Below are 14,881 nucleotides of genomic sequence, written 5' to 3'. Positions count from 1 at the left end.
CGTAAATCCTGCGCCGAAACGGCACGGATTGACAATCGCCCCTTGCACCCCACATCTTGCCCGGCCATAGAACGCGCCGTATCCGCTTAATGAGGTTTACCCCTAAATGCCTGTAGTTGTTGTAGAATCGCCAGCCAAGGCCAAAACAATCAACAAGTATCTTGGCTCGGACTACACAGTCTTAGCCTCATACGGTCATGTTCGCGACCTGCCACCCAAGGATGGATCGGTCGATACTGAGAACGAGTTTGACATGAAATGGGAGGTCGGAAACGACAGCCGCAAACATGTCAAAGCCATCGCGGATGCGCTGAAAGAAGACAACGAACTGATCCTCGCGACCGACCCCGACCGCGAGGGCGAGGCAATCAGTTGGCACCTGCAAGAGGCGCTGACCAAACGGCGTTCGATCAAGAAGGACACACCGGTCAGCCGGGTGGTGTTCAATGCGATCACCAAATCCGCCGTGACCGAGGCGATGCAGAACCCGCGCCAGGTCGACATGCCCCTGGTCGAGGCCTATCTTGCCCGCCGCGCGCTGGATTATCTCGTGGGGTTCAACCTGTCGCCCGTTTTGTGGCGCAAGCTGCCCGGTGCGAAATCGGCAGGCCGGGTGCAATCCGTCTGCCTGCGCCTGATCGTCGAGCGCGAGATGGAAATCGAAGCCTTCAAGCCGGTGGAATACTGGTCGGTCAAGGCGCTGTTCGACACGCCGCGCGGTCAGACCTATGAAGCACGGCTGGTCAAACTGGCGGGCAACAAACTCGACAAGATGGACCTGACCAACGTCACGCAGGCCGAATTGGCCGTGCAGGCGATCACCTCTCGTGCACTGAGTGTGCAGTCGGTCGAGGCGAAGCCTGCCAACCGCAACCCATCTGCGCCCTTCATGACCTCGACCCTGCAGCAAGAAGCCAGCCGCAAGTTCGGCATGGGCGCGCGCCAGACCATGAGCACGGCGCAGCGGCTGTATGAAGCGGGTTACATTACTTATATGCGGACCGACGGCATCGACATGGCGCCCGAGGCCGTGGCGGCGGCGCGCGATGCCATCGCAGATCGCTATGGCGCGGACTACGTGCCCGACAGCCCGCGCATGTACAAGAACAAGGCCAAGAACGCGCAAGAGGCACACGAATGTATCCGCCCGACGGATATGACCAAGGATGCCTCGCAGCTGAAAATCGAGGATGATCAGCGCAAGCTTTATGATCTGATCTGGAAACGCACGCTAGCCTGTCAGATGGCCGCCGCGCGTCTGGAACGCACTACGGTCGAGATTGGCAGCAACGATGGCCAGGTTGGCCTGCGTGCCACGGGTCAGGTTGTGTTGTTTGATGGGTTCATGCGCGTCTATGAAGAGGGTCGCGATGATGTGGCAGACGAGGACGACAAGCGCCTGCCCCAGATCATGCAGGGTGAACCGGCTGTGTTCGCCAAAACCTCGCTGGCCGATCAGTTTGCCAAGGCAAGCGGCGAAGTGCAGGTGACTGAAGGCGCCAAAATCGCCAAAGAGGCGATTCTGACAGAAAACGAATCTGTTCTCGCGTTGCAGCACCACACACAGCCCCCGCCTCGTTATACCGAAGCCACACTGGTTAAGCGGATGGAGGAGTTGGGCATCGGGCGTCCGTCGACCTATGCGTCGATCGTGACCACGATTCAGGACCGTGAATATGTGCGCAAGGACAAGAACCGCCTGATCCCCGAGGAGAAGGGGCGGATCGTCACGATCTTTTTGCTGAATTTCTTCCGCCAGTATGTCGGGTATGAATTCACCGCGAACCTGGAAAGCCAACTGGACCACATCAGCGCGGGCGACGGGGATTACAAGGAACTGCTGGCCAAGTTCTGGCGTGATTTCTCGGCCGCGATCGGTGAAACGTCCGAGCTGCGGATTTCCGAAGTGCTCGACAAGCTGGACGAGGTATTGGCGCCGCAGCTCTATCCGCCGCGCGAAGATGGCTCTGATCCGCGTGTATGCCCCAAGTGCGGCACCGGTCAGCTGCATCTGAAAACCTCGCGCACCGGCGGGTTCGTCGGCTGCGGTAACTATCCTGAATGCCGGTACACCCGCCCCATCGCAGGCGAAGGGGCCGAGGGTGACGAGCGCATGCTGGGCATGGATGGCGAGGATGAGATCTGGCTCAAGGCGGGTCGCTTTGGTCCATATGTCCAGCGTGGCGAGCCCACTGAAGAGGTCAAGAAGCCCCCGCGCGCCTCGTTGCCGCGCGGCTGGTCCAAGGATGATTTGGATCTGGAAAAGGCACTGGTTCTGCTGAGCCTGCCGCGTCAGATCGGCGAGCACCCCGAGGGTGGCATGATCAGTTCGAACTTTGGCCGATTTGGTCCTTACATCATGCACCAACTGCCGGATGAGGCGAAACCGGTCTATGCCAACGTCAAGGATCCCAACGATGTCTTCGAGATCGGCATGAACCATGCCGTCGAGCTGTTGACCGAAAAGCGCAACAACCCACGCGGACGGGGTCGGGCTGCGGCCAAGCCGCTCAAGGAACTGGGCGATCACCCCGATGGCGGCGCGATGAGTGTGCTGGACGGGCGCTATGGCGCCTATGTGAAGTGGGAAAAGGTCAACGCGACCCTACCCAAGGACGTCAAGCCCGAGGATGTGACCGTCGAGATGGCCGTTGAACTGGTCAACGAAAAGGCGGCCAAGAAGGGCACCAAGAAGAAAGCAGCGCCAAAGAAGAAGGCGACCGCTAAGAAGACCACCGCGAAAAAGACCGCCGCCAAGAAACCGGCAACCAAGAAAGCCGCTGAAGGCTGATATCCTTGGCTGGCCGGGCCATCAGGTCCGACCAGTGACTAGGTAGAAATACCAGCGCCCCCTGCGCTTTGTTGACTTCGCCGTGACGCGGCGGCACAAGGCCTTTTATCACCAAGTCATTGGGGGAGTTTTCCATGAAGAAAGTTTACGCCAACGCCGCCGAGGCGCTCGACGGGCTGCTGCACGACGGCATGTTCATCGCGGCCGGTGGCTTCGGTCTGTGCGGCATTCCCGAGCTGTTGCTCGACGCCATCAAAGATGCAGGCACCAAGGATCTGACATTTGCGTCCAACAACGCAGGCGTCGATGATTTCGGCATCGGTATCCTGTTGCAGACCAAACAGGTCAAGAAAATGATCAGCTCGTACGTGGGCGAGAACGCCGAGTTCATGCGCCAGTATCTGTCGGGCGAGCTTGAGCTTGAGTTCAACCCGCAAGGCACCCTGGCCGAGCGTATGCGCGCCGGTGGCGCGGGCATTCCCGGTTTCTTTACCAAGACCGGCGTGGGCACCGTGATCGCCGACGGCAAGATGGAAAAGCAATTCCCCACCGGCCCCGACGGCGCGATGGAAGACTACATCATGGAAGAGGGTCTCTTTGCCGATCTGGCCATCGTCAAGGCGTGGAAAGCGGATGAGACCGGCAATCTGGTGTTCCGCAAGACCGCGCGCAACTTCAACGCGCCGACCGCCACCTGCGGCAAGGTTTGTGTCGTCGAGGTTGAGGAAATCGTGCCCACAGGCTCGCTGGACCCGGATTCGATCCACCTGCCCGGCATCTATGTGCATCGCATCATCCAGGGCGATCACGAGAAACGCATCGAACAGCGCACCACGCGCCCGGCAGCATAAGGAGACCGCATCATGGCATGGGACCGTAATCAAATGGCCGCCCGCGCGGCACAAGAGCTGCAGGACGGCTGGTACGTGAACCTTGGCATCGGCATTCCGACGCTGGTGTCCAACTACATCCCCGAGGGTGTCGAAGTGACCCTGCAGTCGGAAAACGGCATGCTGGGCATGGGCCCCTTCCCTGTTGAAGGTGAAGAGGACGCTGACCTGATCAACGCAGGCAAGCAGACCATCACCGAACTGCCCCAGACCGCTTACTTTGACTCAGCGCAGAGCTTTGCGATGATCCGTGGCGGCAAGATCGCCATGGCGATCCTTGGCGCGATGGAAGTGGCCGAGAACGGCGATTTGGCGAACTGGATGATCCCCGGCAAGCTGGTCAAGGGCATGGGCGGCGCGATGGACCTGGTGGCAGGTGTTGGCCGCGTGGTTGTCGTCATGGACCACACCAACAAGCACGGCGACAGCAAGGTACTGAAAGAATGCACCCTGCCGCTGACCGGCAAATCGGTGGTCGATCGTATCATTACCAATCTGGGCGTCCTAGACGTGGTCGAGGGCGGATTGAAGATCGTGGAAACTGCTGACGGCGTGAGCGAAGAAGAGCTCCGCGCAGCGACCCAAGCCACAATCGTGAATTGATCACCCCTACGCTGAGTGCAATGGCCCGCCTTCAACGGCGGGCCTATTTCATTTCATCGAAGTAAAGACGCACCCGTCTGAGATCAATTGAGGTGGTGTTTTACACAACCCGCGCGCGACCTGAAATGCGGCCAGAACTTTTGGCACATAATCGCGTGTTTCGGCGAACGGCGGAACACCTTTGTGCTCTTTAACCGATCCTTCGCCCGCATTATATCCAGCCAATACCATGATTGGGTCGCTGTCGAATTCGCCCATCAACCAATCCAGGTACTTCACCCCGCCTGCAATGTTCTCTTCAGGTTTCAGACTGTCCTTCACCCCAAAGCGGGCCGCGGTGGCGGGCATCAACTGCATGAGTCCCTGAGCCCCTGCCCCACTGACCGCTTCCTCTTTACCAGCCGACTCAACCGCGATCACGGCCAAAACCAATGCCGGTGAAACATCCGTCCCTATGGTTGAGCGAAGAATCGGTATGCCACGTTCCTGCGCGATGTCCTGTAAGAACTGCAATCGAGGTACTGACACACCATCGGTTGCAGACAAGGCCATCATTGCATCATCCAGCCGACCGGGGCGGGAGTTGTCCAGGTCTGGCGAAATCTTGTCCCAAAACCACGCATATCTGCCGGGCGCATCCCGCACTGAGCCATCCTCAGCCGGTTTCTTGGTTTGTTTTGCTTTGGGCGGCGCGATCTGATCAGACGGATCAATTTGAATCGTGATTCTGGGTCGGCTGCCCGGCGGAGGAGCTTTGACGCGCTTGGCCTTGAAGTCTGGGAACGGCGCAGGAGACTGCGCTGTCCCTCCCACGGGCAGAACAATAGCCAGCGCCACGGCGCATAGTGCAATTTTCCTGAGGTTCATCTGCTCGCCTCATTGATATGTTTTTTGTTTTTCTTTCTGAAATGCCGCCTCAAAGCCAGAAAAACCCGCCGAAATAGGGCGATTTTGCCCCATTTGGCACCATTTTGCATCGCTCAATAGGGTGTTAGGTGTAAACTTTCAATTTTTTTTCCTTTATTTTCATGCCATTACCAGAATTCTAAGCAAAAAGTTAAATTCAGGCAGAAAATTTCTGTTTTTGGCCCAAATCCTGCCACGCACCACAGGCAAATATACATTCATACCACGGCGGACACGGGCCAACGAGAGAGAGCAGGTTCGAAGGTCACCGAGGGTGAGACAACCAAATCAAGTGATCCTTAGGAGGGACATACCATGATCAAGTTCATCAAAAACTTCCGTAAAGACGAAAACGGCGCCGTAACTGTTGACTGGGTCGTTCTGACCGCAGCCGTTGTTGCTCTGGCAGGCGTTGCATACCAAGGCATCAGCGACGGTACTTCGGCTCTGGCGGGCAACATCGACACCGCTCTGTCGACCGAGACCGTTTCGCTCGACTAAGCTGAGGCGCGAAGCCGAAAAATTTGAGGGGCCGCGTCTGATTAAGGCGTGGCCCCATTTTGTCTAAAAGCTGCCAAAGGAAAAGTGACATGTGGGAGAAGCTAAGAACCATAGCTCAGGATGAAGACGGAGCTGTCACAGTTGATTGGGTTGTTCTAACCGCTGCCGTAGTTGGATTGGCTGGTGCCACAATTACTGCACTTCATGGGCCAACCGGAGATGTTTCATCAAATCTCAGCAATGCGCTTTCGGATCATGAAGTCTCGCTTGACTAATCTGGAATACTAAGCCGCCCAGGGCGGGTCCGGTTTCAGTCAAGACAAGTCTGGTTTTCAAGTTTCATCTACTCGCGTTGTCTGCAAACCCGAGTGATGATCGCGATCGCAGCCACACGGCTGCTTTTCGTTTTTGAATACCCAGACTCATGCGCGGTCACGTGCAGAAAATTAGAGCAAAATAATATCAACAATCACCGAATTGGCCATCATTGTCCCCTTTTGTGACACAATTGGCCGTTAGTTCACACAGTGGGTGTTTGCGTCGAGGGGGGAATGACCTCGAAGTCGCGAATTGGATATCAAGTAGAGGTGCAGTCATGCGAGCAGTATTTGGATTGGTGTTGATCGTCGGGGTCGCTTTGGCCGGTGGAGCGGTCATGATGGCCCAGAAATACATTTCCGCTCACAAGGATGAGCTGGCCCGTGAACGCTTGGCGCGCCAGGCCGTTGTGCCCACTCAGGATGTATATGTAGCGACGCGGGCATTGAAATACGGCGAACGCCTAAATCAGGAAGATGTACGCGCTGTTAAATGGCCCGTCAGTTCCATTCCCGAAGGTTCATTTTCAGAAATGAACGTGTTGTTCCCGGAAAACACCGAAGACAACCGCTTCGTCCTGCGCGCAATGGAAAAAGACGAAGCGATCATGAACATCAAGGTTACCGCTCCTGGTGAAGATGCGGGGCTGACGTCGCAGTTGGCACGCGGGATGCGGGCTTTTGCAATCAGCGTGGACGTATCCTCGGGTGTGTCCGGGTTCCTTCGCCCCGGTGACCGGGTCGACGTCTATTGGACTGGCAACATTGCGGATACCGTAGAAGGCGCACACGGCGAAGTCACCCGTTTGATTCAAGCAGGTATTAGCTTGATCGCGGTTGATCAGATCGCCGACGGTGATCTAACCGGTGCCACTATCGCACGAACAGTCACTGTGGCTGCGCGCCCCGAGCAAGTTGCAGCATTGGCCCAGGCTCAGACGACTGGTCGCCTGTCTCTGTCCTTGGTCGGAGCAGAAGATGACACGATCGCCGCAGCTGTTGAAGTTAACCAGCGTTCACTTTTAGGTTTGGGCGAACTTGAAGCAGCTCCGCAAGCGGTCGAAGAAAAGGTTTGCACGATCCGCACTCGTCGAGGGGCCGAAGTCATGGAAATTCCAATTCCTTGCACAAACTGACAGTAATTCAGGCAGTTACGGAATTAGGGCGCACGAAACGTGCGCCCTCTTTTGTGCGTTGTTGCCCGGACATCACATAAGAAAGCGACCGGAAACCATTGATTCTTGCAAAAAAACTTATCTGGCGCACAGTACCGGAAAGAGCGGGCAACAAGACCCGGTTTCGAGGCGTGATCGGAGAGGCAGGTCACATGAAGATTGATGGATGGATCAAAGCGGCCCTGATGGGGCTGTCACTAGCGTGCACCCCTATTGTCGCGACAACAGCAAATGCTGAAAACTTGCGGGTTGTGAAAAAGGGCACTGCGGCAACGCTGGATGTTCCGATGAATCGCGCGGTGGTCGTCGAAAGTGACGAACCCTTTGCAGAGCTGAGCATCGCTAATCCGAGTATTGCAGATATCTCGTCCCTTTCGGACAGGACGATCTATGTTTTGGGTAAATCTCCGGGTTTGACCACGCTGACTTTGCTGGACGCGACCGGTCGCTTGATAACGAACGTCAACGTTCGCGTCGCTGCGGATGTCACAGAATTCAAAGAACGCCTGGGGCAGATCCTGCCGGGTGAAAAAATCGAAGTCCGCACCGCCAACGACGGCATTGTGCTATCGGGCACTGTTTCCAGCGCCGCTCGTCTTCAGCGCGCCCTGGATCTGGCGGAACGCTACGCCCCTGAGCGTGTATCCAACCTGATGAGTGTCGGTGGCGTGCAACAGGTTATGCTGAAAGTACGCTTCGCGGAAATGCAGCGATCGGTCTCCAAGTCGCTCAGCGCTTCGTTGGGCTTCAGCGGCGGCAATTCGACTGGCGGCATAAACACCCTGAACAACCAACTCAACCTTACGGGAGCGCTCAACGGCAATATCCCGGCGGCCAATGAAAACACCGGAGCCCTCTTGTTCGGGTTCAGCGCAGGTGCAACGCAGGTTCGCCTGCTGATCGAAGCGCTAGAACGTAAAGGCGTCGTCCGGACGCTGGCCGAGCCGAATTTGTCCGCATTGTCCGGCCAGGAAGCAACCTTCCTTGCTGGCGGAGAATATCCAATTCCGGTAGCTCAGCGTGATGGGTTGTTCTCGATCGAATACAAGCCTTTCGGCATCGAACTGAAATTCATACCCCGAGTGGTTGACGGCGACCTGATCAATCTTGAACTGCTGGCCGCGGTTTCGGCACTTGATCCAGCAAATGCAGTTGAAATCAACGGCATCAACGTCAATGCCTTTTCTCGCCGCGAGACCACGACCACCGTTGAAATGCGGGATGGTGAGAGCTTTGCCATCGCCGGTCTGATCGAGGATGAATTCCTAGACAACAACTCACAGTTGCCCTGGCTCGGAGATGTACCAGTGCTTGGTACCCTGTTCCGCAGCGCCAACTATCAGCGCAGCCAGACCGAACTCGTCATTATCGTGACAGCGCATCTGGTTACGCCAACCCGTGGCGAAGCATTAGCTTTGCCTACCGACCGGGTCAAACCGCCGTCGGAAAACGATCTGTTCATCATGGGCCGTGTCGCCCGCACAGAACGGGCTGGTAGCGGTGCCGCGTCAGAAGTGGCCAAACAAGACTTCAGCGGCTCGTACGGATACGTGCTGGATTAAGAGAGGGATGGATCCGATGCAGAAATGGTTTGTCTCACTGACTTTGATGGTCGCCGTATCGGCATGTGGTTACGAGGCAGGGTTCGAAGTTGACTCTGGAAGCTTCGGGAATGCGACCCTGAACAACACCCAGATGCAGAACGGGGAACGCAACTACGCCCAGACACTGGCCGACAGGTTTGCACGCGAAGTTCCAACGCAGATCAACTTTGCATTCGATAGCGCGACGCTCGATGCCACCGCACAGCAAATTCTCTTGAAACAGGCTGATTTTATTCGGCAATTCCCGGAAGTACGGTTCCGGGTTTACGGTCACACGGATGCTGTCGGATCATCTTCTTACAACAAGTCTCTCGGACTTCGCCGCGCCAACGCTGTTGTTGCCTTTTTGGGCCGCCAAGGCATCAACCGGTCCCGGGTCGAAGCGCTGGCTTCCTTCGGTGAAACCAGACCGCTTGTGAACACCCAGGATCGCGATCGGCGCAATCGCCGTACCGTGACTGAAGTTTCCGGTTTTGTTGGCCGCCACCCTACCGTTCTGGATGGAAAATACGCCCAAATCGTCTATCGTGATTACGTCAAGAGCGCTGAAGCCAAGACGCAGATCACAACAACCAGCAGCGCCACGGGCTTTGACGAGTAACAATCCGCTCGAATTGGGCGGTATCGTCGCCCAATTCCCTACAATTGGTTTGTTTCGGCCCAAATCTCGCCCAACTTCCTCGCGACATTGCTTCCAATAGGTGACGTGCGACCGCTCCCAGGTTGCGCGACGGCATTAACGCTAAAGCGGAAACGCTTGGTGGTATGCCCCCGTAAAGAGGAAGAAGGCAATGAGCAGCGAAGCGCCACAACCGGAAAGCAACCCGATCCTGGCCTGTACAGTCAGCAGGGACGTTCAAAATTTCGATCTGTTGATCGAGGACATGGAAACCGTACTTGGTGAAAGTTGGGGTGATCTGGGTTTTGCAGAGGCTCTGGCATTCTTTGGCCAACCCGAAGCGGAAACACTTGAATTCATCGCCTTGGCTATTGATGGTGAAGATGAGGACAACCTTGTTCTCATGGGTGAGATTATCACCCAGGCAAAAGCCCGCGGGATCAAAGTTATTCTGATCGCCGAGGACGTCACTCCGGCATCGTTACACCAACTGTTGCGCAAGGGCGCGGATGAATTTGTCCCCTACCCCTTGCCCGAACACGAGTTGCAGTCCGCCGTAGAGCGACTGAGCTCTCCAGAACCAGAGGTCAATCAATCGCAACACAATACAGCGCAGCTGAAATCAGGCACTTCAAAAGAAGGCGCACTAATCGTTGTACAGGGATTGGCTAAGCGGAACAGGCGCGACCACATTGGCCGTCAACCTGGCGTGGGAATTGACCAACATCGACAAGAACGATGCCCCAAGCGTCTGCTTGTTGGACCTCGACCTGCAATACGGGTCGATTTCAACCTATCTGGACCTGCCGCGCCGCGAGGCCGTCTTTGAAATGCTGTCAGACACCGATACCATGGACGAAGAAGTGTTTGGACAAGCTCTGCTGAGCTTTGAAGACAAGCTTCAGGTTTTGACGGCACCGTCAGACATGGTTCCATTGGATATCGTCAATCCGGAAGACATCGAACGCGTCATTGAGATGGCACGCGCGCATTTCGATTATGTCGTCGTAGATATGCCCAAAACGCTTGTTCAATGGTCGGAAACAGTTCTTCAGGCAGCACATGTCTATTTTGCACTGATCGAGTTGGACATGCGCTCGGCTCAGAATGCCCTGCGGATGAAGCGCGCGCTTCAATCCGAGGATCTGCCGTTCAATAAATTGCGGTTCGCCCTGAACAGAGCTCCGAAATTTACGGACCTGAGCGGCAAGAGTCGCGTCAAACGTATGGGAGAATCCCTGGGGATATCGATTGATCTGCAGCTACCCGACGGGGGCAAGCAGGTCACGCAAGGCGCCGATCATGGCCTCCCGCTGGCTTCATCCGCTGCCAAGAACCCGCTGCGTAAGGAAATCGCCAAGCTGGCGCAATCCTTGCACGACCTTGGTCGCAGCGACGCCGAAGCCGCATGAATGAGTAAGATTGGGGGACCGAGATGTTTTCGAGATACAAAAAGAACGCCAAAACTGAACTGGTAAAGGCTGCCGAACCGACCAAAAAGGCCGAAGCCGCCCCAAGCGCGCCGCAACCTCAACCGACGGCGGCTAGTTTGCGCAAGCCTATGCCGCGAAAGTCAGCCGAGGCCGCACCTGCAGATCGTGATCGCAAACGGAAGGAACGTTTGGGCGAGATCAAGATCGAACTGCACCGTGATTTGCTGGAAAACTTGAACCTGGCGGCGCTGGAACATGCGGCCGAAGCCGAGCTGAGAACCGAAATCAGCACGATCACCAGCGAGATTTTGGAAACAAAAGGCATCGTGCTGAACCGTGAGGACCGCACAACGCTGAACAAGGACCTCTATGACGAAGTCACGGGTCTGGGTCCGCTGGAAACTCTTCTTCAGGACGACAGCGTCAACGATATTCTGGTGAACGGCCCGCAACAGGTCTTTGTAGAACGCTCCGGCAAGCTGGAAATCAGCGACGTGACGTTCAAGGACGAGAAGCACCTGATGCGGATTATCGACAAGATCGTGTCCGCTGTGGGTCGTCGCGTAGATGAATCAAATCCTTATGTCGACGCCCGCCTGGCCGACGGGTCGCGCTTCAATGCAATGGTTCCACCGATTGCTGTCGACGGTTCGCTGGTCTCGATCCGTAAGTTCAAAAAAGACAAGCTGGGCATCGACGACCTTGTCAATTTCGGAGCCTTCACTGAAGAAATGGCCGCTTATCTACAAGCCGCCGTTTCAACGCGGCTTAACATAATCGTATCTGGTGGTACCGGGTCGGGTAAGACCACCACACTGAACGCACTTTCCAGTTTCATCGATAACGCCGAGCGCATCTTGACGATTGAGGATACGGCGGAACTCCAGTTGCAGCAGACACATGTGGGTCGAATGGAAAGCCGTCCACCCAACGTTGAAGGCAAAGGCGAGGTTTCGCCCCGAGACTGTCTGAAAAACGCGCTGCGGATGCGCCCGGACCGCATCATCGTTGGCGAGACGCGCGGCGAGGAAGTCATCGACATGCTTCAGGCCATGAACACTGGCCATGATGGCTCGATGACCACGATCCACGCCAACTCGGCCCGCGACGGGGTCAGCCGCCTGGAAAACATGATCGCCATGGCCGGGATCGAAATGCCGATCAAAGCCGTCCGCAGCCAGATCTCATCAGCTGTGAATCTGATTGTTCAGGCAAGCCGCCTACAAGACGGCTCGCGCCGTATGACTTCGATCACCGAAATCACCGGCATGGAAGGTGATGTTATTTCGATGCAGGAAATCTTTCGCTATCAGCGCGTCGGTCTGACACCAGAAAACAAAATCATCGGCCACTTCACGGCGACCGGCGTACGTAGCCATTATTCCGAGCGGTTCCGGATGTGGGGGTATGACCTGCCTGCATCCATCTATGAACCGACGAGCATGTAAGGGGGACCAGTCATGCAATTAAGTGCGGAACCAATTATCTATGGTTTGATCTTCGTCGGCGTAATTGCCCTTGTCGAGGGCATCTATCTAGTAGCTTTTGGCAAGTCGATCAGCCTGAACAGCCGCGTCAACCGTCGTTTGGACATGCTCGACAAGGGCGCAGGCCGCGAACAGGTGCTGGAACAACTGCGCAAAGAAATGCAGCAGCACATGAAATCGACGTCGATCCCGCTGTATTCGCTGTTGGCCGAAAAAGCGCAAAAAGCGGCGATCGCGTTTACCCCGCGCCAGTTGATCATGATCATGGCCGGGCTGGCGGGCATTGCCTTTTTGGGCCTGAGTATCGGCACGGAAACAGAGGTTCCACTGCGCGTCGAGCGCGTCGGTTCTTATCGGTGTGGGCGCGGTGTACTTTTGGGTCAATAGCAAAGCCAAAAAACGCATGTCGCTGTTCGAAGAACAACTGCCGGACGCGGTTGAACTGATGGTGCGATCTTTGCGCGTTGGTCACCCGTTCGTTTCCGCCATTCAGATTGTGGCAAAGGAATCCGACGACCCAATCGCAACAGAGTTTGGAATTATCGCGGATGAGAGTGCCTATGGACGTGACGTTGGCGAGGCGCTCAAGGAAATGGCAGAGCGCCTGGACATGCAGGATCTGCGCTTTTTGTCTGTTGCCGTAACAATTCAACAGCAATCAGGTGGTAACCTGGCCGAGGTCCTTGCCGGTCTGGCCAAGGTGATCCGTGCACGGTTCCGCCTGTTCCGCCGTGTGAAAGCCATCACCGCCGAAGCGCAGTGGTCAGGCAAATTCCTGTCCGCATTCCCTCTGTTGGCGTTGGTTGTCATCTTGGTCAATGACCCTGGGTACTATGATGGGGTGGTCGATCACCCCTGGTTCATTCCCGCCTGTTTTGTTGTCGGAATTCTGCTGACGGCCAACCTTATCGTCATGCGGGCACTGACGAACATCAAAGTCTGAGGGGAGCAAGGCAATGGAATTTTTGACAAACATCAACGATGTTTTGACCGAACATCTGGGCGAGTTTGGGCCCCTTGTCGTGGTCGGTATCCTTGGACTGTTCATGATCCTGCTAACGGTTCCCATGATGTTGAACCAGCCCGAGGATCCGCTGAAGAAACTCAAACGCGATATCGACCCCAAAACGCAGCAGAAACCCAAGAAAGAGCGACTGCGTCAAGGCGGGCGCAACGAACAGCTTGAGCGTTTTGCCACCTTTCTTGAGCCGCAGGACGCCGAAGAATTGTCCGCCATGCATCTCAAACTGCGTCAGGCGGGGTACCAATCTAAGGACGCAGTCCGCTTTTTCCACTTTGCGCAATTTGCATTGGGCTTGGTCGGCCTGATCCTTGGTTTCATTTATGTAACCGTCATTGCCGCCGATCAGGAATTTGACACTCAGGCCCTTTTGATCCGCGTGCTTGGCCCTGGCGGGGTTGGGTATTTTCTTCCGCGTTATTGGATCACGCGCCGGGTCGAAACCCGCAAAGAAAACATCACAGCAGGGTTCCCAGACTCTTTGGACATGATGCTTGTCTGTGTCGAAGCTGGCCAATCCCTGGACCAGTCTATTGTTCGCGTCGCCAAAGAACTTCGTGCATCGTACCCGGATTTGGCTGACGAATTCGAGGTTGTGGCCTATGAGATGAAGGCTAGGCAAAGACAAGGACAAGGTTTTGCGCGATATGGGAACTCGTTGCGGTGTTTCTGACGTTGCCTCATTTGTGACAGTGCTGATCCAATCCGCCAGCTTTGGTACGTCGATCGCAGAGGCGCTTAGAGTTTATGCTTAGGCGAAATGCGTGATAAACGCGTGATGCGTGCTGAAGAGGCCGCAAACAAGTTGCCAACCAAAATGACCCTTGCCACAATGATGCTGACGGTTCCGCCGCTGCTGATCATCCTTGTTGGACCTTCGGCAAAAGGCATCATGGACCTGGGCAACATGAGCAACTGAAGAAATGGCAAAGCCAGGTGTGACAACAGGCGCACCCCTCAGAACAGCACTCATGGCCATCGTTGCAATTGCAGCGGTGGCCTCTTGCAGTTCTGAACGCCTGGACGAATTACCCGAGGGTCCTTACCCACCGGGTGTGGATCACAACGCAGACGCGGTGAATGGTGTAGAAGTGGGGCAACGCCTTTTGGACGCCGGAGAGTATGAGCTTGCCCTTGATGCCTTTACGCGAGCGGCTTTGGATGACGGAATGACGACCGAGATACTGACCGGATTGGGGACTGCCAATCTGGGCCTTGGACGTCTGGGACAATCCGAAGAAATGCTCCGGCGCGCCGTACAAGAAGCCCCGGACTGGCCCGAAGCCTGGAACAATCTGGGTGTCGTCTTGATGGAAAAGGGTGAATTGGCCGAAGCAACCGGTGTTTTCCGTAAAGCATTTGCTCTGGACAATGGCCAAAGTGACTCAATCCGGGATAATTTACGGATTGCACTCGCAAAATCCGAAAATCCTGATAATAATGCTGGACAACAAGAACAATATAAACTGGTGCAGCGGGGACAGGGCGAGTTCCAGATCCGCAAGACACCATGACAAGGGCAAGAGCAGTAAAG

At 55.8% G+C, this 14,881-nt stretch carries 11 protein-coding genes and 3 pseudogenes; 13 read left to right on the top strand and 1 reads right to left on the bottom strand.

The genetic code is table 11. The features are described from left to right. The first annotated feature begins 106 nt into the window (after positions 1-106). The 3 genes from topA (at position 107) to ACZ1HE_RS06530 (ending at position 4,284) form a co-directional block, all read left to right on the top strand. Positions 107-2,791, top strand: coding sequence for a type I DNA topoisomerase (gene topA, locus ACZ1HE_RS06540; protein ID WP_472620056.1), 2,685 nt, complete (start codon positions 107-109; stop codon positions 2,789-2,791). Positions 2,792-2,925: 134 nt separating this feature from the next. Beyond that, a complete protein-coding gene (locus ACZ1HE_RS06535; RefSeq protein ID WP_472620055.1) occupies positions 2,926-3,642 on the top strand; it encodes a CoA transferase subunit A in 717 nt (238 codons plus the stop codon). Positions 3,643-3,654: 12 nt separating this feature from the next. Beyond that, on the top strand, positions 3,655-4,284 hold the full coding sequence (locus ACZ1HE_RS06530) for a 3-oxoacid CoA-transferase subunit B (RefSeq protein WP_472620054.1): 630 nt from the start codon (positions 3,655-3,657) through the stop codon (positions 4,282-4,284). A 48-nt stretch (positions 4,285-4,332) separates the two neighbouring features. Here the strand turns inward: ACZ1HE_RS06530 and ACZ1HE_RS06525 are convergent, their stop codons facing one another. Beyond that, entirely contained in the window at positions 4,333-5,151 is an 819-nt protein-coding gene (locus ACZ1HE_RS06525; protein ID WP_472620053.1) for a lytic transglycosylase domain-containing protein, read from the bottom strand. A 354-nt stretch (positions 5,152-5,505) separates the two neighbouring features. On the opposite strand from ACZ1HE_RS06525, the gene ACZ1HE_RS06520 reads away from it, so the two are divergent. The 10 genes and pseudogenes from ACZ1HE_RS06520 to ACZ1HE_RS06475 all read left to right on the top strand — a co-directional run bounded on the left by ACZ1HE_RS06520 (position 5,506) and on the right by ACZ1HE_RS06475 (position 14,861). After that, positions 5,506-5,691 (top strand): hypothetical protein, encoded by a 186-nt coding sequence (locus ACZ1HE_RS06520; protein WP_472620052.1) that lies wholly within the window; start codon positions 5,506-5,508, stop codon positions 5,689-5,691. Positions 5,692-5,780: 89 nt separating this feature from the next. Then, positions 5,781-5,966 carry a hypothetical protein gene (locus tag ACZ1HE_RS06515; RefSeq protein ID WP_472620051.1) on the top strand — a complete coding sequence of 62 codons (186 nt, stop codon included), beginning with the start codon at positions 5,781-5,783 and terminating at the stop codon, positions 5,964-5,966. Between the two features lie 320 nt (positions 5,967-6,286). Further along, a complete protein-coding gene (gene cpaB / locus ACZ1HE_RS06510) occupies positions 6,287-7,144 on the top strand; it encodes a Flp pilus assembly protein CpaB (protein WP_472620050.1) in 858 nt (285 codons plus the stop codon). 191 nt (positions 7,145-7,335) lie between these two features. Next, a complete protein-coding gene (locus tag ACZ1HE_RS06505; protein WP_472620049.1) occupies positions 7,336-8,745 on the top strand; it encodes a type II and III secretion system protein family protein in 1,410 nt (469 codons plus the stop codon). Between the two features lie 16 nt (positions 8,746-8,761). Continuing rightward, on the top strand, positions 8,762-9,388 hold the full coding sequence (locus tag ACZ1HE_RS06500) for an OmpA family protein (RefSeq protein ID WP_472620048.1): 627 nt from the start codon (positions 8,762-8,764) through the stop codon (positions 9,386-9,388). Positions 9,389-9,578: 190 nt separating this feature from the next. Continuing rightward, positions 9,579-10,818: pseudogene (locus tag ACZ1HE_RS06495) on the top strand (AAA family ATPase). 23 nt (positions 10,819-10,841) lie between these two features. Further along, a complete protein-coding gene (locus tag ACZ1HE_RS06490; protein WP_472620047.1) occupies positions 10,842-12,287 on the top strand; it encodes a CpaF family protein in 1,446 nt (481 codons plus the stop codon). Between the two features lie 12 nt (positions 12,288-12,299). Continuing rightward, positions 12,300-13,269 (top strand): annotated as a pseudogene (locus ACZ1HE_RS06485) (type II secretion system F family protein). Positions 13,270-13,282: 13 nt separating this feature from the next. After that, positions 13,283-14,266: pseudogene (locus ACZ1HE_RS06480) on the top strand (type II secretion system F family protein). A gap of 52 nt (positions 14,267-14,318) precedes the next feature. Beyond that, the gene (locus ACZ1HE_RS06475) at positions 14,319-14,861 is read left to right on the top strand and encodes a tetratricopeptide repeat protein (RefSeq protein ID WP_472620046.1); all 543 of its coding nucleotides are present in this window, start codon (positions 14,319-14,321) and stop codon (positions 14,859-14,861) included. Positions 14,862-14,881 lie beyond the last annotated feature (20 nt).

It is taken from the genome of Falsiruegeria sp. JB4-1, assembly GCF_055693495.1.
The sequence above is the reverse complement of the archived record's forward strand: the minus strand, read 5'-3'. Positions and strand labels throughout refer to the sequence as shown.